This is a genomic window from Sphingobacterium sp. PCS056, from assembly GCF_023273895.1.
Taxonomy (GTDB): Bacteria; Bacteroidota; Bacteroidia; order Sphingobacteriales; family Sphingobacteriaceae; genus Sphingobacterium.
The window spans coordinates 189,008-214,440 of record NZ_CP096883.1; the positions used below are offsets into that span (position 1 = coordinate 189,008).

General features: G+C 37.0%; 21 protein-coding genes, 1 tRNA gene and 1 riboswitch. Of the genes, 11 read left to right on the forward strand and 11 right to left on the reverse strand.

The features are described 5' to 3' along the window. Positions 1 to 205 precede the first annotated feature (205 nt). Both MUB18_RS00755 and MUB18_RS00760 read right to left on the reverse strand, forming a co-directional pair. The gene (locus tag MUB18_RS00755; protein WP_094773046.1) at positions 206 to 1,531 is read right to left on the reverse strand and encodes a trigger factor; all 1,326 of its coding nucleotides are present in this window, start codon (positions 1,529 to 1,531) and stop codon (positions 206 to 208) included. A gap of 76 nt (positions 1,532 to 1,607) precedes the next feature. Next, a tRNA-Leu gene (locus tag MUB18_RS00760) sits at positions 1,608 to 1,689 on the reverse strand. 158 nt (positions 1,690 to 1,847) lie between these two features. Here MUB18_RS00760 and MUB18_RS00765 point away from each other — a divergent pair. Genes MUB18_RS00765 through MUB18_RS00785 form a run of 5 tightly spaced genes read left to right on the forward strand, consistent with a single transcriptional unit; the run spans position 1,848 to position 5,302 of the window. Beyond that, positions 1,848 to 2,465, forward strand: coding sequence for a hypothetical protein (locus MUB18_RS00765; protein WP_248754708.1), 618 nt, complete (start codon positions 1,848 to 1,850; stop codon positions 2,463 to 2,465). Beyond that, positions 2,465 to 2,767 carry a winged helix-turn-helix domain-containing protein gene (locus MUB18_RS00770; RefSeq protein WP_045752733.1) on the forward strand — a complete coding sequence of 101 codons (303 nt, stop codon included), beginning with the start codon at positions 2,465 to 2,467 and terminating at the stop codon, positions 2,765 to 2,767. The genes MUB18_RS00765 and MUB18_RS00770 overlap by 1 nt, the downstream gene beginning before the upstream one ends. 51 nt (positions 2,768 to 2,818) lie before the next feature. Then, on the forward strand, positions 2,819 to 3,322 hold the full coding sequence (locus MUB18_RS00775; protein ID WP_094773047.1) for a Coq4 family protein: 504 nt from the start codon (positions 2,819 to 2,821) through the stop codon (positions 3,320 to 3,322). An 11-nt stretch (positions 3,323 to 3,333) separates the two neighbouring features. Further along, positions 3,334 to 4,776 carry a cell envelope integrity protein CreD gene (gene creD, locus MUB18_RS00780; protein ID WP_248754709.1) on the forward strand — a complete coding sequence of 481 codons (1,443 nt, stop codon included), beginning with the start codon at positions 3,334 to 3,336 and terminating at the stop codon, positions 4,774 to 4,776. Positions 4,777 to 4,780: 4 nt separating this feature from the next. Further along, complete coding sequence (locus MUB18_RS00785; protein ID WP_248754710.1) at positions 4,781 to 5,302, forward strand: hypothetical protein; 522 nt, start codon at positions 4,781 to 4,783, stop codon at positions 5,300 to 5,302. Between the two features lie 125 nt (positions 5,303 to 5,427). Here the strand turns inward: MUB18_RS00785 and MUB18_RS00790 are convergent, their stop codons facing one another. Then, entirely contained in the window at positions 5,428 to 6,060 is a 633-nt protein-coding gene (locus MUB18_RS00790; RefSeq protein ID WP_248754711.1) for a DUF6266 family protein, read from the reverse strand. A 535-nt stretch (positions 6,061 to 6,595) separates the two neighbouring features. On the opposite strand from MUB18_RS00790, the gene MUB18_RS00795 reads away from it, so the two are divergent. From MUB18_RS00795 to MUB18_RS00815, 5 genes are all read left to right on the forward strand, one after another. Further along, a complete protein-coding gene (locus MUB18_RS00795; RefSeq protein ID WP_045752726.1) occupies positions 6,596 to 7,042 on the forward strand; it encodes an Hsp20/alpha crystallin family protein in 447 nt (148 codons plus the stop codon). A 76-nt stretch (positions 7,043 to 7,118) separates the two neighbouring features. Further along, on the forward strand, positions 7,119 to 7,409 hold the full coding sequence (locus MUB18_RS00800; RefSeq protein ID WP_045752725.1) for a hypothetical protein: 291 nt from the start codon (positions 7,119 to 7,121) through the stop codon (positions 7,407 to 7,409). Positions 7,410 to 7,595: 186 nt separating this feature from the next. Continuing rightward, a complete protein-coding gene (locus tag MUB18_RS00805) occupies positions 7,596 to 8,444 on the forward strand; it encodes an NEW3 domain-containing protein (RefSeq protein WP_094772963.1) in 849 nt (282 codons plus the stop codon). Between the two features lie 32 nt (positions 8,445 to 8,476). Next, on the forward strand, positions 8,477 to 9,469 hold the full coding sequence (locus MUB18_RS00810) for an ABC transporter ATP-binding protein (RefSeq protein ID WP_248754712.1): 993 nt from the start codon (positions 8,477 to 8,479) through the stop codon (positions 9,467 to 9,469). Then, positions 9,438 to 10,424 carry an ABC transporter permease gene (locus tag MUB18_RS00815; RefSeq protein WP_045752722.1) on the forward strand — a complete coding sequence of 329 codons (987 nt, stop codon included), beginning with the start codon at positions 9,438 to 9,440 and terminating at the stop codon, positions 10,422 to 10,424. The genes MUB18_RS00810 and MUB18_RS00815 overlap by 32 nt, the downstream gene beginning before the upstream one ends. A gap of 622 nt (positions 10,425 to 11,046) precedes the next feature. Here the strand turns inward: MUB18_RS00815 and MUB18_RS00820 are convergent. From MUB18_RS00820 to MUB18_RS00855, 8 genes are all read right to left on the reverse strand, one after another. Then, positions 11,047 to 12,528 (reverse strand): calcineurin-like phosphoesterase C-terminal domain-containing protein, encoded by a 1,482-nt coding sequence (locus MUB18_RS00820; protein WP_248754713.1) that lies wholly within the window; start codon positions 12,526 to 12,528, stop codon positions 11,047 to 11,049. 53 nt (positions 12,529 to 12,581) lie between these two features. Beyond that, a complete protein-coding gene (locus MUB18_RS00825) occupies positions 12,582 to 14,354 on the reverse strand; it encodes a hypothetical protein (RefSeq protein WP_248754714.1) in 1,773 nt (590 codons plus the stop codon). 88 nt (positions 14,355 to 14,442) lie between these two features. Next, positions 14,443 to 17,250 carry a M16 family metallopeptidase gene (locus MUB18_RS00830; RefSeq protein WP_248754715.1) on the reverse strand — a complete coding sequence of 936 codons (2,808 nt, stop codon included), beginning with the start codon at positions 17,248 to 17,250 and terminating at the stop codon, positions 14,443 to 14,445. Between the two features lie 6 nt (positions 17,251 to 17,256). Next, a complete protein-coding gene (locus tag MUB18_RS00835) occupies positions 17,257 to 17,712 on the reverse strand; it encodes a hypothetical protein (protein ID WP_248754716.1) in 456 nt (151 codons plus the stop codon). 3 nt (positions 17,713 to 17,715) lie between these two features. Beyond that, complete coding sequence (locus tag MUB18_RS00840) at positions 17,716 to 19,170, reverse strand: RagB/SusD family nutrient uptake outer membrane protein (protein ID WP_248754717.1); 1,455 nt, start codon at positions 19,168 to 19,170, stop codon at positions 17,716 to 17,718. 14 nt (positions 19,171 to 19,184) lie between these two features. Next, positions 19,185 to 22,511, reverse strand: a complete 3,327-nt coding sequence (locus MUB18_RS00845; RefSeq protein WP_248754718.1) for a SusC/RagA family TonB-linked outer membrane protein — start codon at positions 22,509 to 22,511, stop codon at positions 19,185 to 19,187. Between the two features lie 11 nt (positions 22,512 to 22,522). Further along, entirely contained in the window at positions 22,523 to 23,581 is a 1,059-nt protein-coding gene (locus MUB18_RS00850; RefSeq protein WP_094772974.1) for a FecR family protein, read from the reverse strand. Positions 23,582 to 23,643: 62 nt separating this feature from the next. Further along, positions 23,644 to 24,216, reverse strand: coding sequence for an RNA polymerase sigma-70 factor (locus MUB18_RS00855; RefSeq protein WP_094772975.1), 573 nt, complete (start codon positions 24,214 to 24,216; stop codon positions 23,644 to 23,646). Between the two features lie 285 nt (positions 24,217 to 24,501). After that, positions 24,502 to 24,595, forward strand: a riboswitch (SAM-I-IV-variant riboswitch). Between the two features lie 35 nt (positions 24,596 to 24,630). On the opposite strand from MUB18_RS00855, the gene MUB18_RS00860 reads away from it, so the two are divergent. Next, positions 24,631 to 24,894 (forward strand): 5-oxoprolinase, encoded by a 264-nt coding sequence (locus tag MUB18_RS00860; protein WP_248754719.1) that lies wholly within the window; start codon positions 24,631 to 24,633, stop codon positions 24,892 to 24,894. The last annotated feature ends 539 nt before the right edge of the window (positions 24,895 to 25,433 follow it).

Genomic DNA, 25,433 nt, shown 5'->3' on the forward strand with positions numbered 1-25,433 from the left:
AAAGCATCCTATATTCCGTTTAATCTAAAGCCGATCTTTCTATAGGAGCTAGGTACGTATGTAGCGTTATAAAACCATGCTACATCAAATTTAAAAGCATTTTAGGATCAGCATGATCATTATCTAGATCCAAACTGGACTTAAACAATGAAAGCCTTTCCACAAAATGGAAAGGCTTTTATATAATGATCAGAAGTTAGATAGCTTACGCTAATTTTTCGAATGCTGTGTATTCGATCTCTTCTTTATTGATTTTAATTTGACCTTTTAAGAATTCAAACACTTTAAGTGCTTTTGCTTCTTCAAACAAACGGTTACCTTGTTCTTTATCTTGCAATAATTGAATCGCATATTGTGATAATTGCTCATCACTAGGCTCTTCGTTGATATTGTACATTTTGATCTGTGCATAGATACGTTCTTTTGCTAAATTGATAACTTCATCATATTTAACTTCAAGACTATTTTCAGTAACAACACGGTTTTCAATGATTGTCCATTTCAAGTTGTTCAAGAAATCAGCAAAACCTTCATTCAACTCTTCATCAGAGATGCTTGGGTTCGTTGCTTTTAACCATCTTTTCAAAAACTCTTCAGGGAACGCTACATCAACTTTTTCCATACCGAACGTATACATATCATTACGCAGACGTTGGTCAGAATTTTGTTTGAATAAATTTTCAACTTCTTCTTTTACTTTTGTTCTGAATTCAGCTTCTTCAGTAACTTCTCCTTCAGCGAACAATTTATTAAAGAATTCCTGATTTAAATCCGACTCTTCCAAACGGTTAATGTTTTTTACCGTTAAATCAAATTTAGTTACATCCAGCGCTTCAACTTCCTCAGGAGTAATACCTAAAATACGAGCGATGTCTTCATCTTTGAACGCTTTTTTGATATCAATTTTAACAACATCATCTTGTTTAAGACCTACCAAAGATTTTTTAATCTTCGCATCTTCAATGATATCAGTACGTACTGAAGTGGTTTTCTCAATACCTTCTTCTTTATCTTGTTTCAATGTAGCGTATAAAACATCACCTTCTTCAGAAACTTCTGGGTTGGTCATTTTACCGTAACTACGACGTAAATTTTTGATACGAGACTCTAAAGTTTCCTCATCAGCTTTAATATCGTATTCTTTAAATTCAGCGTCCTTTGTAAATGGATTTACAAATTCTGGAGCTAAACCAATTTCATAATTAAATTGGAAGTTATCTTTATAATCCCAGTTATAAGTAGCTGTTTCTTCTATCGGAAGAGGTTGTCCTAAAACTTCTAATTTATTCTCGCCGATGTAAGCTGTAATTTTATCATTAACAATTCTGTTGACTGTATCTAACAAAATTGATTTACCATAAGTACGTCTAATGTGTGCAGCAGGCACTAAACCAGGACGGAATCCAGGTAATTTCGCTTTTTTAGCTTGATCCTTGATTTCTTTGTCTACTTGTGGGTTATAATCTTCTGGTGCTAAATCAACTTTAATTACTGCGTTGATCGCGTCAACTTTTTCGTGTGAAATGTTCATACTCTTTCTAAACCGTTACGCATTATTTTGATAAAAAAAATCCTCCCGATGATTTAAATTCGGGAGGACATTCAAGTGCGGAAGAAGGGACTCGAACCCCCACGTCTTGCGACGCCAGATCCTAAGTCTGGTGCGGCTACCAATTACGCCACTTCCGCATTAGGATTTCTTGTTGGCACAAAGATAGAAACGATATGCATACTATGCAAGTCTTTTCTCAATAAATTTTCATTATTTTTTTATTTATTTTGTTGAGCAAAAAATAAATTTGCATAATTCATTCTTATTCATTTACTTTGAAAAACAAAGTACTTTTATGAAACAAGAAGATTTAGTAAAAGAAATAGCAAGCATTCGCAGTTTGATGGAAAAATCCAGCAAATTTATCTCCATTAGCGGAATTTCAAGTGTCCTAATCGGTACCTATGCCCTGCTAGGTGCTGCCTATGCTTACTATGAAATTTATGGATTTGATAGCCAAATGGGATATCGGGATCATTATGTTAATGAACCTGTCATTATTGCCAAATTACTCGTAACCGCTATATTCGTTTTATTTGCTTCCATTTGTACAGGAGTGTTCATGGCCGTTAAGAAAGCGAAAGGAAACAGACAAAGCATCTGGAATACCACCAGTCGATCCTTATTGTATGCTATGGCCGTACCTTTATGTACTGGTGGATTATTTGCCTGTATATCCATATTTAAAGAAAACTATACCGCGGTCGCTTCCATCCTATTGATTTTTTATGGACTTGCACTCACAGCTGGCAGCAATTACACTTTTAGTGAAATAAAAGGACTCGGAATTTTAGAAATTGTGCTAGGACTGTTAGCTTTGCTTTTGCCTGGAAATGGAATTATCTTTTGGGCATTAGGATTTGGAGTTTTGCACATCATATATGGAATAATCGTTCATAAAAAATACGAATAGTGAATTTCGACTTAACACAGTATAATAAAATATTTGAAAATAAAGTCCGTCTTCAGATCATGAGCGTATTGATGGCTAATGACGAATATGATTTTAATTCATTGAAATCCATATTGGAAGTCACAGATGGTAATCTAGCATCTAATCTGAAGACATTAGAAAAAGAAAATTACATTGAAGTTTTCAAGACATTTGTAGACAGAAAACCAAATACCAGGTATAGAAGAACGATCGAAGGTGAAAAAGCATTCGAAGAACATCTACAGGCTCTTGAAAAATTGATTAAACAACAGTACAAATAATTTTTTTATCCATTTACTTTGAATTTCAAAGTACTTTTAAAAAGAAAAGAAATGAAAATACGCTTATCCATCATGCTTGTCTTGTACAACAAGAGTCAAAAAATTTATACTCAGCTCTTCAAGCAGCATAAACGAGCTTGGAACATCAGTAAAGAAGATTTTTTGAACTTTCCTAAAGGTTCGCTAGGCCATCATCTTGGCGTATTCTATCAAGAAAAAGATTTTGACGTTGTTCCGAAATTAGAAAATCATGATGTATTTCACCTCATTACAGAATCTGGCACCGACATACAGGATGAAGTCGCCATGCAATATTTATTATTGGGCAATGGAAAGGTCAGCCTTTATCAATTTGCGATGATCGCAATTGGTACATTCCTCTACCCCGAACACTTCAACATGTACCTAAAAGCTTTATCAAAAGGTAATGCCATGCAAAAGTTTCATGATTTGGATTTCGAAACTTTATTAAACATTCCATTACAAGAAATTAAAAGTTCCTTGGCATTTGACTTAAAAAAACATCTCAATCACCATAATTTAACAACATTATAAAATCCAAAATCATGGAAACAAATAAAACACCCCTCTTAGACCGTATTGGTACATCAGTTTTCACCAAATTAATTACCATTTTAATTCTCGTCTTACTACTACTCATCCCTTTATTCTGGGTCAAAGACCTTATTGAAGAAAGAAAGAATAGGCAATCTGAAGTCAGTAATGAAATTGCTTTTAAATGGGCTGGTCAACAGGTGATCTCAGGTCCCATCATTGCCATCCCTTACCAGGTAGTAAAAGAAATTGTCACAACAGATAAAAACATTGTCTCTACCAAGAATACCTACGTCACACAATACGTATACCTATTACCAAAAGCATTAAACATCAGCAGTACCATTTCACCGGAATCATTGAAAAGAGGTATTTACAACAGTGTGGTGTACAATGCGCAACTGGATCTAAAAGGATCGTTTGATGCGATCGATTTTAATAAAATAGATTTGAATGGCGTAGATCTCGAATGGAAAAATGCGAAAATATTAATTGGTTTAAGCGATCTTAAGGGACTCGGAGCTTCTCCAACTCTAGTATTCAACCAACAGCAAATTGAATTTGAGACTAATATGTCTGCATTAAATCCTTTTGAGAATAATATGATCGCAGCCATAGATCTCTCTGGCACCAAAACAACCTTAGGTGATTTCCAGATCAAGTTCAATGTAAGGGGTTCTCAATCGATCAATTTTCTCCCTCTTGCAAAACAGACTACCATTAAAACCAAAGGAAATTGGGGAAATCCAAGTTTCAACGGAGCAATTTTAGCAGATGATCGAAAAATAACAGCTAATAGCTTTGAAGCAACATGGAATATCCCGAGTTTCAACCGTAAATTTTCGCAACAGTGGGCTGGTGAGGCAGAGAAGCTGTATGAAATTAAAAACAATTACGAAATCAACAATGCTATCCACGAAGGGTACAGCCAAATGACAGAGCCCATTGCAGCTACTGATACTAATATCGCGACAGAAAAAGATATGATTCAAATCAACTTCTTGGAAGAAGTCAATAATTATCAAAAAACTACACGCGTAGCCAAATATGGAATATTGATTATTATTTTAACATTTGCAGCATTATTTTTCACCGAGATCATCAAAAAACAACGTATCCACCTGATTCAGTATCTGTTGATCGGATTTGCGATGGTACTCTTCTATTCTCTTTTATTATCCATTAGTGAGCATCTCGGCTTCAATATAGCCTATTTATTAGCTGCTATAGCCACTATTATTTTAATTGCATCATTTATTAAATCCATTACAAAAGACAGCAAGTCCGCTTTGATATTTTCAGGAATTTTAGCCGTTTTCTATAGTTTTATCTTTATCCTGATGCAATTGCGTGATTATTCGCTGCTCGTAGGTACAGTAGGTATTTTTATTATATTGGCTATACTGATGCGCCTATCCACAAAAATCAACTGGTATCAATACGATAAAAAATAATATCATGAAAAGTTTAATCTATATTCAGATGTATATGACGTTTATTTATGTCTATGCAAAAAAACGTTGCATATTTGTGGCAATGTTCATTTTGCTATTTTCTAGTTGTAAATCATATGAAAAAAGTAAAAATTATTCCAGATTTGAAAATATAACTAAAATTAAACTGCCTCAGGACTTCGCTATCAAAAAAAATATATTTAGTCTTGGTATCGATGGACATGTTGCTTTATTTGAAATAGATCTCGCAAAAAAAGATTTGCAAACATTGATTAATGGTTTACTGCGTTCGCCTTTTTTAAAAGATAGTACTTACTACAAAACAACCTACAAAGATTTAGAATGGGACAAACCTCCTATATGGGTAAAGACAAAAGAGGGAAATTTTCAATTCTATGCAATTGAATATAAACACTATACAAGCACAAAAAATGGAAGAAGATATTATGACTCCCGTGAGTTCGAAACAACAATAAATATTTATAAAAATACAATCACATTCAAAGAAAAATATTGGGTCAGATGAGGCAGTATGATATAATCATTTAGTAATAATCTAAGTAACACTTTCTGTCTATTTTTGTCATTGTTGCTAAACAAGTATTGAACAGAAAGTGTTATTTATAGCTTGATCAAAATAAATAGTATCTTCTATACGCACCCCCCATAAACAGAGTCAGACAATCGATCATGAACGATATCATAGAAACCGACATAGATATGAATTTGATCACCTCTACTGAACAAATTATCCTCCCATACCAATTTTCCTGCTGTGGATAATGCACCACCTTCATTCAAAGCAAAAAAATCTTCAATAACATAAGCCAATACCAGCACCGCAGATGGATGCTCTCCTTTACAGGCCTCTTTATTCCATTCAATATAAAGTTTATTGTCCTTTATAGTTACATGAATGAGTTGAGGAGGTGGCATATCCCCCCTAAAAACCATTACTTTTTCAGGATTTACATAGGGGTTATTGTCTGCATCATAATCAATCGAATTGTTGAGTAAATAGGATTGAGCGGATTGAAAAGTACCCACACGGCTACCTTTAGGGGCCATATTTTTATAACCAAAAGCTATTGGTTTCTTAATATATTTCAAAAATTGAGATACGGCCTTCAAACGTTTGCGATTGATGAGCATCAATTCGGTGGGCGGTTTTTTTACTATTGCTGGTAGAGAACGAATAACGGTTTGACCATTTAGTTCATAACCTACCACACTTCCTACTTTACCGGAAAAAGGACCATTTATACCTGCTTTTAATATTGCCATAATGGTTTATTTAAATTGGAAATTAACTAAGATATATAAGTTGCTATGGGCGCATTTATATAGCCTTAAACTCTAATTTAATCATTATAGTGATTATATACAAATTATTAAGAGGGTTCATAGAGGTTTTCTAGTGTTTTACCTATAGCAACCCTATAGAAACCCTCTATAATGACTCTCGTATATCTGTGTAATATTATAATATTTTATCCATCTATTTACAACCAGATATACATCATGATCTCTCCATGTGTGATGACCAAATATTTCTTTCCTTTAATCAATTTTGATAGCATGAAATGTAGTAAAAGGTAGGGCTATGATTTCTAATAAACATGGTTGATGGACCGTATAAAATGTTCCCTTAGTTTGTTTACAAGAGGCGATCATGTCAGTTTATCATGTAAAATTTGTCATTTTTTATGAAAAAATTTCAGTTTCACGAGATCGGTATTTTTTTTGTGGAGTATTGAATACAGTCGGCCGACTGAAAGATTTAAATAATTAATTTTTCACTTCATAAAAGGAGGTTATTATGAAACTTGCAAAAAGAAACTTGAACAATTTTTCAATTTTTTCGCCCATGTTTAATGATTTCAACCGAGAACTTTTAAACTGGGGTAATAGTAACTATTCTTCTACGAGTACCACCGTTCCTTCCGTCAATATTAAGGAAGATGGCGATACTTTCGAAGTAGAAGTCGCTGCACCAGGAATGTCAAAAGACGATTTTAAGATCACGCTAGATGGCAACCTACTGACCATATCATCCGCAAAAGAAGAAAAAAATGAAGAAAAACGGGATAACTATACCCGACGGGAGTTTAGCTATCAGTCCTTCCAACGCAGCTTTGAACTTCACAGAGATGTAGTCGATCAGGATAATATCGAAGCTCGTTATGAAAATGGTCTGCTACGGTTAACCATACCTAAGAAAGAAGAAGCAAAACAAAAAGAGCCTCGACTTATCGAAATATCATAAGTCATAAAATAGTCCATATATAGGATAGCCTCCCAATGGAGGCTATCCTATTTTATTAAGATATTATTTTTAAAATATGGAACGATCAAATTATCATATTGAAGTTCAGATGTACTGTCATGATAGTTACATCCAGATTGCTACATTTGATTTGAGCAGTTGTGAAAAAATAGTTCAGGAACTATTTGACGAATTAAAGTGGGATAGTCAAGCATCGGGCAATAGACTTTTACGCATCGCGCTTATGCGGAACGAGAAAAATAATACAAAAACACAACTAAAGTCATTGGACTGCACAATCGATGAACTGGGAGAAAATATTAAAGCCATTATAAAAAAGACTTTTAGGGCAGTTAACTTTGATTGACCCCTAGGTACAAAGTACATTGAAAAAACTTAAGTAAACATTATTTTACAATTATTTTTTGATTTTTCTTGATTTTTTTCAAATTGATATTTAATTTGGAACCGTTTTTTTAAGGTAAGTACTACCCTAACCAACATTTTTTTAAAGCTAATATTCTATTTAAATATAAATTTTAGTTATTGGATCATGTTAAACAAACTACTAATTACACGCCTAGGTCTATCTTTTAGACCATTATTTATTTCATTTTTAATACTGGCCAACAGTCTCTACCTATCGGGGCAAACGGTCAGAGCAACAAAATCAAGCTTTGAAGCAAGATTGCTCAATATTGAAGCGCCCAGCAATGAGCCCTTTCGATACACGACCACATTGACCAATGGGTCATCACAGACAGTTACTTACAATCTAAACGCCCAATTACCAGAGGGATGGCAGATCAGTTATCGAGTAGAGGGATCCCAGGTGACTTCTCTTCAAATGCAAGCAAACAAAGTCCAAGAAATAAACATCGAAATTAACTGCCCGCTGACTGCAAAGCCCAACACATATAAAATTCCGTTAAAGGCTATATCCCCAACAGATACACTGCATCTCGATCTAGAAGCTGTTGTAAAGGGTTCCTATGCTCTCCAACTCACCACACCTAGTGGAAGACTTAGTGATGAAGTCGTATCTGGCAGCAACAAGGAAATCCTCCTTCAAGTAAAAAATACAGGAACTCTTCCTTTAAACGCGGTAGAACTGAGCGCTCAGTTGCCCAGCAAATGGGAAGCTACTTTTTCACCTTCAACGATACAGCAGCTAGAGCCTGGCAAGTCGACAGATGTAAAAGTTGACTTGCGCGTACCCGATAAAACCATAGCTGGCGACTATGCTGCAAAATTTGATGTTAAATCACCGAACAGTACTGCTGACATTTCATTTCGTATGATAGTCAAGACCTCTTTACTTTCAGGCTGGGTCGGCATGCTGATTATCCTATTGGCTATCGGGCTGATTTATTATCTTATTCGCAAATACGGAAGACGATAGCACTATTTCATTCAATAAAAAAGATAATCATCATGAAGGATCCTATCATCCAATTGACAGGTTTGACAAAAAACTATGGAAAGGCAAAGGCTGTTGATCATTTAGATCTCAACATATATAAAGGCGAGGTATTCGGTCTTCTCGGTCCCAATGGTGCCGGCAAGACGACGACTATCCTGATGATGCTTGGACTGACCGAGCCGACCACAGGAACAGCTTATGTCTGTGGTCATAATGCCACCCGAAATCCAATAGCTGTTAAAAGAAAAGTGGGCTATCTTCCAGATAATGTGGGTTTCTATCCTGAAATGACCGCATTGGAAAACCTAACTTTCATAGCTGAATTAAACGGACTTCAAAAGTCTAAAGCTAGGTCTGGCGCGCAAGACATCTTAAATCAAGTAGGACTGGGACAGGACATCCATAAGAAAACTGGAGCCTTTTCGAGAGGTATGAAGCAGCGACTCGGTCTTGCTGAAGTCCTCATCAAGAATCCTGAAGTTGCTATTTTGGATGAGCCTACCTTAGGTATAGACCCACAGGGTGTAGATGAATTCCTAGAATTGATCAAGCGACTCAGCAGAGAACAGAATCTGACAGTTCTCCTATCTTCGCATCATCTCCATCAGGTACAGCGCGTTTGTGACAGAGTGGGTATTTTTGTTGGTGGAAAGCTACTAGCAGAAGGCTCGATTGATAGTCTTGCACATAAGCTACAGCAAAAAGAGGGCATAACAACATGGATTTCATTTGAAAAAACACATGCAAACGTAGCGCTATTTGAAGAAGTATTAAAAAACTTGCCTGGTATCAGAAAGCTTTCTGTTGGCGATAACTCGATCGAGATCAAAACAGATGGCGATATAACTGCCATGGCAGTACGTTTACTTGTCAACAACGGTGCTGACATCCTATCTGTACAACGCCATGATTATGCACTCGACTATATCTATAATACATATTTTGAGAACAGTAAAACAAGCAACTCTGAACATGAAAAATCCCACAGTCTCCTCCACAATTAGCCACTCATCGGTTCCAATTCAGGTACTGGTAAATAAGGAAATTGCCTATCATATTCGCAGCTGGCGTTTTATCATACTGATCCTACTTATTGTACTGACGTTTGGAGCCTCATTATACGTATCTTCCACCGGGTTGAAAGAGGCTGTCAACAATATGAAAGATCCAGATCAATCATTTTTATATCTCAAATTATTGACCACGACGGACAATTCGATTCCACCATTTCATGTTTTCCTGAATTTTCTAGCGCCACTACTTGGTATAGCACTCGGATTTGATGCGATCAATGCCGAATACAATGGGGGCACATTAACACGTCTGATAGCGCAACCTATCTACCGTGATAACCTCTTGTTTTCAAAATTCTTTGCTCCGCTCACTGTCGTGGGGACGATGTTTATCGCGTTAGTACTTCTAATGATTGGCGGTGGCTTATTAGGTACAGGGGTACGGATAGAGCCTCAGGAACTTTTGCGGATTATAGGTTTTACCCTTATCAGTGTTATATATGTTGCCTTTTGGTTGAGCCTATCGATACTATTATCGATACGGTTTCGCCAACCGGCGACCTCAGCTTTAACCGCAATCGGTATTTGGCTATTTTTTACTGTATTCTTCCCGATTCTTGTCAATCTAGCCATCAGGCCATTTTTACCGAATCCAAACTATATTTCGGAACAGGAATATCTAAGCTACAATGAATTGATATTAAACTTGCTTCGGTTATCACCGAGCCAACTATATATGGATGCGACTACAACCCTGCTCATGCCATCTGTACGTAGCCTCGGTCCTATTGCGATGGAACAAATGATTGGTGCCATTCCTGCACCTCTATCATTTAGGGATAGTTTCTTGATGGTCTGGCCTCAAGTCAGTGGTCTTTTAGCAGCGACAATGATCTGCTTTGCGTGGTCCTATTATATTTTTATGCGAAGAGAAATACGGAGTTAAACTGCCGTATATAGGATGAACAAATGCACGCTACTGGTACAAACATAGCGTGCATTTTTTGTATACTTCAGGAAGTTGCCCATAGCAGATTTAATAGAGATTTAAATAAGCTTCTAGTCTCAGTCATTAAAATTGGACTTTTGCACCTATAGTGTACATTTGATTGTGGAAAGATATTTAATAGCGTAGATTCAAATCTAATCGGCAATTGACGTCTGCCTTTAAAATCACTCAATTCAATAAAATGACCCCAATCTGAGTAAGAATCCTTTTCTGATATTCTAGCTAAATTAATGTACAAATCAATATCAACAAGGTCTATTTTTTTGATCTCATTATCAATTTCCAAATACAAATACTTTTCATTAATACGACAGAAATATTCCTTTTTTAATATTTTAATTCTGACTAAAACAAGAATAAATAAAATTAGAAATACAAAAAGCAAGGTCAATGAAATAGACTGAACGATCGATTTAATTGAGTCAAAAAAGAAAACTCAGCTATACAGCCTATTGATAAATTCAAAAATGCTGCAAGACAAAATAAATTTTGATACTTTTTTAATGCATTAAAATTCCTTGGTGATAGCACGACTAAAATTATATCTTCCATTATATCATTATTTGGAAAAATACTCCATAAACTCATTCTGAACAGAAAAGCCGTAGGAGTCTTGTGCCTTAATGCGAATGATTTTATTTTTATCAGCATTCAACTGGGGCATCTCCAATTCCCAGAGATGGCTAGATTTTCTTTTTCGGAGAGGATTGGCTGTACTGCCAGGACTTGGATATATCTTTTGATTGTTTTTTTCTATCATATGGGCGACAAGTGGATCTATGCTTTTACTAATTTGCATCTGTAGCCATTCTCCATCATTTAGTTGAACCATAACTTTGGTACTATCACCAGCTCCAAATATGTTGGCCTGCAATAGTCCGTCATTCAAAGTAATATGCATTTGCTTTTGTGCATCCTGTCCAATCGCTTTATATTTAAAAGAATACTGATTATCTTTAATATGGATCACAAAATATCCTCTCGGACTACCGCATTGCATCATGGCATCTGGCACACCAAAAGCATCCTTTTCTCCTCGCCACCAATTACCGCAGGTAGCACCGGCTCCCAATTCTTGTATTGTATGGCTTTTAAAAAAATATCGATCCACCTGATGGGTATGGCCGGACAACAATAAGACATTCTCATATCCTTCCAACTGTTGGAGCACCTCTGCTTTATTTCGTGTAAAAGCCATTGGTATATGCTGACTGAGGACAACTAAAACATCTTTTGGAACATGTGCCAAATCATTCTTTAAAAACGTCAATTGATCGTCGGTCAATCTTCCTTCATAAGAATTTTTGCCCGTAGCAAAGACATTATTCAATACAATAAAATGCGCATGACCATAATTGAAAGCATAATTATCTGCTCCAAACACCGTATTAAAACGGTCATTCATATAAGCTGGATGGTCAACATTACGATCATGATTGCCGACCATAGTCCATGATGTCATCGGAAGGGTATTAAGCATAGCCCCGAAATCAGGCAATAGGTCCATATTATTATTGACCAGATCACCCAAGACCAGATTCAAATCGATATCATTACGTCCTAGAAGCTCCGAAAAAATACTTTTTGCTGCAAATCCGAGTTCTTCTTGATCACTGACCTGAACATCTCCAATTGCCGCAATATTAAATTCTGTTGCGACACTTTTCCTTTTTTGCAAGGGCATGTTATAAACCAGCGTATCCGAAATATGGTTATTTGGATTTAGATAATATGCATTTGCATTACCAATTTTGTTTGCATGTGCATATTGATATGCTGACGGATGGATAGAAAAGATAGATTGTCCTACTTCTGCTTCAAAAGCATAAGCTCCACGACTGTCGGAACTTATTACATGGACACCATTGGATATCAATACCTGGGAAAGACCCTTCTCCCCCCTATCCTGCATGCCATTATTATTTTTGTCTTCAAACACATGACCTTTGACCCATACACTTTTTGCAGATGGGCTTTGTGCCATTGCTTCCACAGCAAATAGTACTGCCAAAGCCAACAAATAACTTATTCTATTAATCATATAGTATTAAATCTAAAAGATCGGACAGATATGGCCTGTCCGATCTATTGTTATTACAATCCTGGAATATCGTATTTAAAGAGTGCAGCTTTATTGTTTATGACTGTTATTAGATATGGGATACCCTCTTTACTGATCTTCATAACAAATTTATTCCCATTTTCTGCCGATAGTTGTGTAGCGGCATTCCAATTCCCAATACTTTCATTAAATGTACACACTTTGATACCGTTGATAGCATCTCCATAAGCTAAGAAAACGCGACCGTCCGGATGTATAGAGATGGCAACATTGTCTCGATTGGCAGAGCTACTTGTGGATTGGCTAATTCCATCACCAAACTGTTTCCACGTACTACCATTCCAATGCATCACAAATGTTTTATAAGCTGGCGAATTAGATTGATAAACCATATAGATCTGACCGTCTGCTGTCACATCAAGATCTATATTTATCCCCCCGGAGTTGGACTCAGCAGGACCTACATTTACATTTCCTACTAGATTCCACACACCATTGTCCAACCTATAAACCGAAGGCTTACGTGTAGCAGTGCCACTTGTTAAATCCATTACAACATAATAAAGCTTACTGTCGCCTCCTTTAAACATCTTAGCATACCACCCGGTAGACGATTGCGCAAAGGTCTGTCCGGACCAAATAGATCCATTAAAAGATTCTACATAGGTACCTCGATTTGGATAAGGAGATGAGGCACGAGTAAAGACATATCCTTGATAAGGAATATCATTTTCATCCAATTTTAATGTCAAGTAGTTAACTCTATTGAAAGAACTCTGTTGATTTCCAACAAATGACCATGCGCTATTTTCATACTTCATTAAAGATGCATACTGCGCATTCGTTCCAGCTGTATAATCTCTAAATGCTACATAAGGTATCCCTTGTTTCGAAAAGTCAAGAGAAATAAGATCTGCTCGAGTTGGTGTAAAACCTGTATTTGCCCCAAGTGTTTCCCATTGCTTGGTATCGGCATTCCATGTCGTGATCAGCCCCTTACGTAGATCGTCTGTACTTCCAGAAAATTGTACTGATACATAGGGCTGTCTGTTTACTGGGTTAATAGCAAGCCCTGCCTCAGCGACATTATTGGTATTTAAAAAGTCTGGTAATTGTACGGTAGACCAAACAGGTGCAGTAAGTCGACCGACTGTAACGACAAAGTTTTCTGATGTGCCACTTTGCACATCTTGTAGCTCCAAGTTTTGTGGTAAGGTATAGTCCAATACGGTTTCTTTACTTACGAAATCAGTACCATTATACTTTAAAATGGTACCATTGCTCCTTGTATACCGAGCTACCAATTTAGTCACATCAGCATCTACTGGCAAGTCTACTTTAATATCAAGCTTCGTTATGGTTGCTGGGTAATCTCTAAACAAGTATTCTGGATTGTCTGCGGCATAGAAACCGAAAGATACGATAGACCCGGCCTTTTCAGCCGTCACACTATACTGCGACATTCCATCGGGTGTCACAAATCGATAAACAACTGTTTGTGTAAAATCAACAGCACTGATGCCTGATTCTTGAACTTTCTGACCAACATAGGCAATCAATTTATCTGAGCTTCCATGAAAAGAAGGTATAGCTTTAGTGATATCGATTGAATTTGGTACCGTAATATGAATCTGCTGACCTTCAATAGTTCCAAATACTGCCTCTTTTAATCCAGGATTGGCCGATGGATCAAAAGAAAAGGATTGCAACTGAACATGATCGGCCAGTAACGCATCTTTTTTACATCCGAAAAGGATTAGGCTAGAGATGGCCATCAACAGATATAAACAATAGTTTTTTTTCATCCTTATATTTTTTTATAGCGATGTGATCATCAGATCTACTTCATACCGCAGCTGGTTTGAAAATTCCGATGATCTCATCTAAATTAAATTATTTTTTAAAACTCTCTGGCAGTAATACTGCCTTCACTTTATAGGCTTTACTCATTTTACTATTTGTGTAGTCCGCAATATCAGCAGCTTTAATTTGGTTTAGCATCTGCTTATATGTCGTAAAAAATGACCAATTAGCAAATTGAAAATAGATGTGATTACGAAGCTCTGCACTCCAAAATGTATCCTTACCCCATTGTTTTTCATAAGCTTGGTATATTTGAATCTTTGCATTTTCAAGTTCTTCTGTAAAATAAGACGGATCTTTTGCTATCTTTTCAAGCTCAACTTGTACCTGTTCTATTAAAAAATCTGCTCGACTAGGTTCACAAGTAAAATTAATCCGCGTACGCATCAATGCTGTTGGTTCGGAAGTCGCACTGACACTCACACCTACACCATATACCCCAGACTGCTCTTCTCTTAGATTTTTGCGCAATTTTACTTTAAGCACATTCTCCATCAATTCATTTTTGAGGATATCAGGATAATCATACTGAATGGAAGTGGTCTGGTAAAAAAGATTTACTGTAGCTTTGTCGGCTTGACCTGCATATTGAATAATTTCTTGATTTTCGCGCTGTGTATATTCCGGAATACGTTGTTCGGAGGTATAAGGACCGCTAGGAAGACCTCCTATATACTGTTCAACCAATGGTTGAATACTATCGGCATCAAAGTCTCCCACCAGCACAAAATCAAAATCTTTAGCTGAGTGAAAACGTTCTTTAAACACAGGTACTATACGATCTAGCTGTAGATCCTTTTCAATACGGGCAGCAGATAGATTGCTTTCATCTAGATCATCCGCTCCGATCGCTTTATTGATGGCCAGGTTATAAGCCTCCATGACTTGGAACTTTTTATTTCTTGCAGCATCCAAACTCTGTTTTTTGACACTACCAAAGATCTTACTATCGACACGTGGTTGTGTCCATTTTAAGTATAGCAATTCGAACATCGTTTTGATATCTTTCCTATTTGCCGAAGCAGATAATCCTTCACGATTGGGTGCAATCATAAAGGTAGCGGAAGCTGAATTTCCATTCAAATATTTGGTCAATGCCGCTCTTGTAAATTCACCTGCACCACTAGCGCCAATGATATTTTTGGCGTAAACGGCATTTACATAATCTGTACTGTCTACCGCGATAAAACCGCCTTTTCTAAATGCCGTTAATTGAACATGGTCTTTTCGACTGTCATTTTTCTTCAGGTAGACTTTTGATCCATTGGAGAGCTCCCATTTAGTCACGCCGATCTCATTGATCGATTGTTTTTGTATGACCTGACCACTTGTCGGCTTATCGCTCAATAACTGTGTTGGAATTTCAATGTTATCCGTCCACCTCTTCAGATCAGCCTGTTTAGCCTGAGCAAATAATTGGCGGAGGGCAATTTCATTGGGGATTTTAGATCCTAAACGCTCTGGAGCAGTAAGCATGACAGCTGTGTTTCCTGGCTTAAAATAACCTTGGAGATGCTCCAAAAGATTTAAAGAATCCAATCGATCGATATCACGCAAGACCTGCTTATTGCGTTCATCCTTATCCATCAATACCTGTCCCGTAAAGAAAACATCCTTTAACTGGCTCAACATTATATTGGCATTCAATTCATTATTTTGAGGCGCCCGCTGTAACTGTTTCTTATATTGCTCTCTATAATCGTTCAGCTCGGAAGAGTTAAACCCATAACGCAACAGTCGCTCACGCTCTTTCAGAAATTTAGCGATGCCTTCTTGTACCTGCCCCTCATACAAGGTAGCTCCACCAACAGATAATCCATTGTTGAGCAAGAGATCCGATACTGACATAGAAGCACTTTTGTAACTATCATCCAATTGTCCAATACGATCAAACCTCTTCTTGATCAGCGTATTGACAGCATTCCGTTTTAAATTTTCAAAAAAATCAGCTTCCGTTTTCACAGCTTTAGACGCTGGTAAAATTCCGATATAGCTGAAATCGATGGTATTGGCCTCTTTGTCTGTATAGATCTTGATCAGCGTATCTGCATGGTTTGACAAATGGTAGGCAATTCTTTTTGCTTCTGGTTTTCTGTTTTTAGCATTTCCAAATAGCTTTTTGACCATCTTTTCAACAACTTTGGGGTCCTGATTGGTGACCACTGCCAGCCCCATCAGATTTGGTCTATACCACTTTTGGTAGAAGTCGACCAATGTTGATCTTTGAAAATGGCGTAGTATATCTAGTGTACCAATTGGTTTACGGTCGCCATAACGAGAATTAGCAAAGATAAGTGGTAAAGTTTGGTCACTTAATCGCGCAGAAAGTCCTTCTTTTGTGCGCCATTCTTCAATGATAATACCACGTTCTTTTTCAATCTCGAGCGAATCAAAACTTAGATTAAAAGCCCAATCACTAACGATATCCAAGGCCTTCTCCAAGTTTTCATTCGTTTTACTATTGATCGTTATTTTATATACCGTCTCGTCATAGGAGGTGTGTGCATTAAGATCTGCACCAAATTTCACTCCCAGAGACTCTAGATAAGTAATGATCTCATTTTTTGGATAATGTTTACTTCCATTAAAAGCCATATGTTCAACAAAATGGGCTAACCCCAATTGGTTGTCTTCTTCTTGCAAACTGCCAGCATTTACAAAAAGTTGGATAGCAGTCTGTTGATTATTGGTGTGATTTGGATAGATAAAATATTGAAATCCGTTTTTCAATTTTCCACGCAATAACTTCGGATCCTGCTTCAGATTCTGAGCCTGCAGAAATCCCGTCGAGACAAGAATAAAGGTCAATAACCCTATTATTATTTTCACAAATGCCATGCCCATCTAGATTTTAGTAATTTTTAAGCTCGACTGTTTATGGTCGGGACCTGGCATACCGATCGTAATATCCTTGTCATTACTAAGCAATCTGATGATTAATGTATTGTCCTTTCCTTCTTGGATGGGATGATTGATCCAACGAATCGTGATAGGCATCTCGACATATCCAGGCTTAAACAGTAAAGATGAGCTTGGGTTCAAGATCTCGTAATCAATCCCTTCTGTAAGGCCCTCACCTACAATGATCTCATATGTCAAAGTAACAGGCTCAAACTGACTTTTAGTACTGAAATAAACCTTATAGTCCACCGGTTCATTTCGATTTGACTGTACGGTTATTTCTGAATCATTATTTTGGTGTATATAGAAAAAAGGGTGATCATAAGGTGTCTCCAGCTCTTTGTTACAAGAAACAGATAACAACATCATAAACCCTATTAAAAGTAGCATCTTTTTCATGTCTTATTTATTTACAGTAGGATTTGGTTTAATTGATGGATTAGCGTCCAGTTCAGTTTTCGGAATCGGTAAGATAAAGAGATCATTGGGATAGTTGACAGTGCAATTAGCTGCTCCGCAATCCGTACCACGGTTTAGACTTTCTTTATAACGCATAATATCATAGATACGTTGACCTTCAAACGCGAGCTCTTTGCGGCGTTCCATTTTGATCTGGTCTAGCAGTTCTTCTGGAGAACTATATTGTACGATGATGTCAGCCACATTTTTATTCAACGCTCTTGCTCTGATCATTTTAATATCCTCCTCTGCTAAGCTATACTGTTTAGTATGGTAATAAGCTTCGGCACGATTGAGGTATAGTTCAGAAGTACGGATCACTTTAAAGTTGACCGGCCAGTTGATATCTGGTATAGCAATATTTTTTGCATTTTTAAGCGAAATAGAATTTCCCGAACTGGCTTGTAGTTCATATAGGTTTCTCCTCACATCAGTAGTCTCAAAGAAATTTAAAAATGCTTTGCTTGGGTACGCCAAAAAGGATGTGCGATCTGAATAAAAGCTAGACATATAATTTGCTGATCTCGTATTAAGATTCAGTTGCCAGATAACTTCAGACTTGATGCTGTTATAGTCCGATAACTGACTCTCTGCTATAAACATGTCTTTATAATCAGCATTTTTAACTAATGGATAGCTTCCTTTTGACACGACTTCAGAAGCGTATTGGATAGCTTCATCATAACGTCCCATATATAAATAGATACGAGACAACAAGGCACGAGCGGCGTCTGAAGAAGCATAGATACGTGTAGCGGGACTCAAATTATCTAGATACTGGATCCCCGTCTCCATATCTTTTATGATTTGCGCGTAAGTGTCCTTCATCGTTGCGCGCGGTAAATTTTGCGATGGTAGAGGCGTTACTGTTGGAATAGGAATTCCTGGATGACTTGCATCAGCTGTATACGTATAGTGTTGTGCATATACATTGGCAAGTGCAAGGAAAAGTAAGCCCCGGATGATGTGGCTCTGCCCTAAATATCTATTAAAATCATCCAAGTTACCATTCAGAGTAGGTTGAATACCTGCTGCAGAGTTGATGATATTATTGATGTTATTTAAGGCTTCATAACCTGAAGACCAGATAGCCATGGTTCCACCGGTTCCATCCTCTTCATCAACATTATAATTGTAGTCTGTCAACATATAATTTTGAGTTGATGTCGTACTACGCTGTACATCGTCGCCACGCAGATCACCATAGATGCCGTATTGAGACTGAAAAAAACGAGAAGTTAGACTATAACTACCCATCAAGGCATCACGCATGCCATTGACATTTGAGAATAACTGTTCTTTGCCCAATTGCCCGATAGGCGCTACTTCTAAAAAAGAGCTGCCACAACTTACTAATGAAAAACAGAGGGCAGCAAACGTATATTTAAATAATTTCATTTCAAATTCTTATTTTAAAAACCAATATTGATATTCAAAGAATAATTAAGCACTCGGCTGGATTCTGAAAGCATATTGGCATAGGTATTATCTACGACACTACTGCTTGTTACACCGTATTGCTTAGCTAATGTTTCATAATTCTTGATTGTCCCTTTTTTTGCTGAATAGGGTGTCCATATCGCCAAATTGCTGGCCATAGCGGTCACTGAGATATGACTTAGTTTTAAGCGTTCTATTAATCCGGCTTTAAAAGTATAACCTAAGCTGATGTTGTCCAATTTGAGATATGTCCTATCCAATAAAAAGCGAGTAGAATTCATGATGGACGATGTACTTGTATTCGAAAGTCTAGGCGAAGTGGCCAATTGTCCTGGAAAACGCCAAGAATTTAACATATCAATGGATTGATTTCCGCTTAAAATACTAAGACCATCCAAACCATTGTTTCTTCCTGCTTGATCAAAATAAAGCCCTCCTTTTGCATATTTAAAAAAGACAGAAAAGTTCCAGTTATCATATGTAATATAGTTAGTCAGACCACCGTAATATTTGTGTGTCGCATCACCAGCAATGACTCGATCATTGGTATTAAAAGTTTTGGTAATATTGCCATTTACGTCATACCACATCGGATCACCAGTAGAAGGATCTACGCCAGCCCAACGTACTAAATAGTAAGATCTTGAGTTATAACCAGGACGCATAATCGTAGTTCCGGATACCCGATCGATATCTTCATTTAACTCCAATACTTTATTACGATTGGAGGATAGGATAAAACTGGCACTCCAATTAAACTTTTCTTTTTTGATGATATCTCCGTTCACGCTCAGTTCGAGTCCCGTATTTTGCATTTTACCTACATTTTCATAGGTACGGCGAAATCCGGTTACCATCGAGACATAGGCATTGTCAATCATATCATGCGTTACATTACGATAATATTCTGCAGCAATATTAAATCTTTCAAATAATCTAAAATCTATACCTGTGTTGAGCATTTTGGTTGTTTCCCATTTCAGTCCGTCATTGACACCTCGTGTCATCGTTGTACCAGAATTACCGCCATAACTATAGTCGGCATCGTATTTATAAATACCGCTGGCATAAGATGAATTAAATCTAGAGTTACCATTGTTCCCGTACGACACTTTAAATTTCAAGAAATCGATAACTTTATTTTTAGGCCAAAAAGTCTCATTACTCGCAGTCCAGGCAGCGCCTACAGAACTAAATGTACCCCATTTAACATCCTTTCCGAAATTGGAACTTCCATCTTTTCGATAGGTGTAGTTGATCGCATAGCGTTTGTCATATACATAACCAGCCCGCCCAAAATAAGAAAGTAGAGTCTGTTTGTCACGACTTGTTGTTCCTACACGACTTGTTACTGCCACAAAACCAACTTCTCGGATATCGTCATTGGGAAAATTGCTTCCTGTCGCAGAAACAGAACGACGCTCCTCTTTTCTCGCTTCGGTACCCACTAAAAAGTCAAAATCTCCACCAAATATCTTCCTATCAAAAGTCAATGTATTGGTACTGATCAAATTGAGCACTTGTGACTGTCCTCGATATGCACTTCCATTGCTTGAGGCACCAGAATAATTATACATCGAATTATACATATCCTCATTGACACTGGTAAAATCAGCTCCATTCAGATTGGTAAACTTTAATCCATCCATTAATTGATAGCTGAATCCTAAGGATCCAAGCACATGGGCGGCTTCTTGTTTCTGATCATTTTGATCAGATAATCCCGGCATATTTTGCAACAAATTACCATTTGGATCTCGTTCTATATAACTTCCATTAGGTCCATAAGGACTGATGAGTGGACTGTATTGAAAATAAGCATTTCCAGGATTGAACATATCGTCTTTGGTATAGGAAGCCGACATGGTTGAATTGATAATCAAGCGTTTTCCGACATTACCACTTACATTGGAACGTACATCATACCGCTTGGTGGTGTTGCCAATGATCATGTGTTTTTCATCGTACACATTGGCAGCTAGGAAATAGCGTGCTGCATCTGTGGAGCCCGAAAGACTTACATTATGCAAGGTTGTCAAGCCAGTACGATTGTAGACATCTGCCCAATTTGTATTTTGATTGGTATCTAATTTACCCAGTTGATCCATCATTCCCATATCTTTGACGAGATTCAGGTATTGAAGACCGTTGAGCTGGTTGAGGTATGTCGTGGGACGTTTATTGATCCCTGAACGGAATGTATAATTAAGTTTTGGTGCTCCCTTACCTTTACGAGTGGTGATCAAGATTACCCCATTTGAACCATTGGCTCCATATATGGTCGTAGCACTTGCGTCTTTAAGGACGGTCACGCTCTCGATATCATTGGGATTTATATAGGTCAATGGACTAATCGAGTTCTGCATCCCAGGGATCGAATTGGTCGTTCCGCCGGTATAGAGCGGTACGCCATCCACCACCCATAGAGGCTCATTGGAAGTTGTTCCACCTACAGTGGACGATTCACCACGTATGCGTGTACTGTATCGTGATCTGGCTGAACTATTCGTGCCCGCATCTTGTGAATTGAACTCTACTCCGGGTATAATACCTTCCAACAAAGCATCAAGACGAAGTGTAGGTCTATTTTCTAATTCCTTTCTTGTGATCACAAAAGCAGATCCCGTCTGATTTTCACGCGACTCTTTGGTTCCATAAGCCGTGACAATAACTTCATCCAGGTAATCCATACTCTTCTCCAATACAATCCGCGAGTTTTTCATGATCTCCTTGACAGGTATTTCCTGCGATTTATATCCGATATAGCTGATGATCAACGTACCTTCCACAGGTGCTACGATATTGAATTCGCCACGATTGTCCGTACCGATCACTTTGCTCGTACCTTTTAAGGCTACACTTACACCGGCTTGATTGGCAGCTGTTTTTCCGTCTTGATCATCAACGACTACCCGCCCCTTCAACAATACAGTAGAGCCCTGCTTTAATTTTGGCTTGGTAAGTGTAATCGTTTTATTGACAATCTTATATTCAACATTTAGTGCTGTGGATAATTTTGCTAGCGCTTCCTTAATCCCATTTTCATTGAGCGCAAGCTGTACAGCAGGATCGTTTTCCAAAATATCAGCATCATAGACAAAAGAATAACCAGATTGGTCTTCGATCTGCTTTAAGACAGTTTTTAAAGGTTTTTTGGTACCATCTACTTGAATTTGCTGTGCAAAACTATGCTGAGAAGTACAGGTCAGCAATCCAATGGCCACCAAGGTAGTGAGTTTAACCGAAAGCAACTCGGGCTTTAAAAAAGCCGGGCTTCGTTTAAAGAATTTTTCATTCATTTTATTTAAGGTTAATTATTTGCAAAAGTTACATACAGAAGATTTCCTTTAAGCTGGAAATTTCCATTCGTTAGGTTTTTCATGATCTCAAGCACATCGGCGGTTTTGGAACCATTTGCTATTTTACCGGAAATATGCTGATTAGGTATAGATGTCTGATATACAACCTCAAAACCATACCAACTGCTCAACTGGTCTAGGACTGATTTAATAGATTCATTATCAAATTCAAAATCTAGATTGCGCCAAGCCTCCTTATCCGATCTGGTTAGTTTTTCGCGAATGAAGGAGCCATCTGTATTGAGCACCATGTCATTTGGTTTTAAAATCAAGCTTTGACGACCATTGGTCAATTCGATTTTACCCTCATGCAGTGTGGTTATTGTTTTTTCAAGGTCGGCATATGCTTTTACATTGAATTTTGTTCCGAGAACTTTTATTTGCTGATCTGAAGTTGTGACCACAAAGCTCCGTCCCGGAATGGTCGTTACTTCAAAATAAGCCTCGCCTTCCAAGGAGATTGTCCTTTGGGAAGAACTAGCATAATCTGGGGATAGAGAAATTTTAGATCCCACATTTAAAGTTACTTTGGTGCCATCAGGAAGAATGGCTTTTGTAAATTCACCTTTACCTGTTGCTAATGAGCTCAACGATTTATAGTTCCTCAGATCCACATAATTTGCTGTATCAAGAAAATCCTTTAGGTCGCCACTGATCTCTTCGCTCTGACCTGTATCATCTGTTATTAGAACTGCTGACCTAAATATCGGTTTATCGACGTCAGATTGTTGGTTTAACCATATCCAAGCAACAGCTGCTGAAAAAAGCACGATGGCTGCTGCGACTTTCCATAACCATTGTATCTGCTTCATCTTCACTGGAGCGATACGATTGTTTATATTTTCCCAATGTTTCTGTTGGAGTTCAACAAGAGGGACATCGCTATCAACCTCGGTCTGACTATCGTCAAAACTATTATACCAAAGCTGAAATTGGCGGATCTCATCCTTAGAAGCCGTACCCTGGTTGATACGGGCAATAATTTCTTTTATTTCTTGTTGCGATTTCATATGATTAACAATCGTGGTCTATAATAGAAGTACCACAAGTATCAATCAACGCACGCCGAAAATTAAAAAAATAATAAAGATTTCAAATTATTTATAAAAATCCTCAAATGTTTTAGACTTTTACTTATTTGATTTTCAACAGTACGAGGTGAAATATTCAATTTTTCAGCGATTTCCTTACTATTGAGATTGTCGATTCGAGAATAATTAAAGATAATTTTGGTCTTCTCCGGTAGTCGTTCTATCTCCTGAAAAATAAGTTGCTGAAGTTCTTTTGAATTCAAGGCATCATCCAAATTAAGTTCTTCTATCCGATCCAACAGACCATAGGAGGTATGATCAATATATTCAACTCGAGAAGATCGGTTTAAATATTTGATAATAGAGAATTTAGTTGCCTGAAACAAATAGGCTTCAAGATTTTGAATTTCGTCAAGTTTGGGGTTTTTCCAAAGAGAAACAAAGATATCCTGTAAAATATCTTCCGCAATATCTGTCTGTGGAAGCCTGTTATTACAGATTACAAATATCTTATCCCAATACCTTTCATAAATGATCTTAAATGCTTCTTGGTCTCCAGCTCGGATCAACTTTTGTAAAGTTAAATTATCGAGTGAGCTATAGTTGTTTTTCATTTTTATCCCCGTTCTGTCGAATATCGACAAAACGAATCCATGTGATGGGCCAAAACTACAATAATAATTAAAAGAAAACAAGACAGTTAACCATTGAGAACTCGGGTATTCGGTATTTTACCCCAATAAAGGAATCGCGTAACTGCATCAAAAAATTATCCATATCAAACTTGATCATGAAGCTATAGCAAAATCTATGTAGGTAAGAATAGACCTATGCTGGAAAAGAATATCAGCTAATTATTTTAAAATAAATTTTGATTCAAAATAAAATCTACTAACTTTGTAGAGTATTCAGAATTGCACGATGCAATACCAACCGAGTTAAGTAACCGCGGTGGTAAATTAATATGGGTTTCGACCAAAAATATCTGGATACAGTTTATGGTTTAATCCTTTAAATTTTTAAATTGTATGTCAACACCAAATCTTTATCAACACTTACTGGAAAAATTCAGTTATTACACCATCAATGAACTGATACAACTCAACAATGATACGGTATCGGAAAAAGGCTGGGGTTCCTCCAAATCCACATTTCGCACGGCTCTCATCAGTACTTTTTCTAAAAGAGGTTTAGACCTTTCCAACATTATTTCAAGAGAAGATGGTTTTACCTCCGTCAAGTATGTAGCAGTTCGATTAGAAAAAAACACGCTTGTTCCAATTGTTCAGTAGGATAGTCAGAACGACATGATCTTTGCAATTTATCTACTAGTCTAATGAATCAGATCCACAGCTTGTTATACTCTAAATTGGTATTAAAAAGATTAGGATATCAAGCTTACAAAAAGTAGTTCAGTTATTTTACTAATAAGCTTCAGTTGTTTATTATTTTCGAACAATTGAAGCTTTTACAAAATTATATTCCTTAAAAGTATATTTATCGTTTATCATATCTACTTTAAACAATAGTTCTCTCCTGATTTATTTCCAATTGCGAGCACAATATTAATACTATACACAAAAGATGCATCGATAGTTTGTGCCAAGCATATCTGCATTTTTTATTTGATACTCTGCTTTAATTTCCCAAAAATACGGATATGATCACCTGATCATTACATAATATGTATCTACCTAAAATTTTCAAAGCTTTATAAAATGACTTCGTCAAAAGCCTTCCTAAATAGAAAATAGGAATTACATTAGATAAAGTAGATTTTGTATCTTGCATGCTCATAATTGTATTTTTTATGAATCGAGTGAAAAGAGCT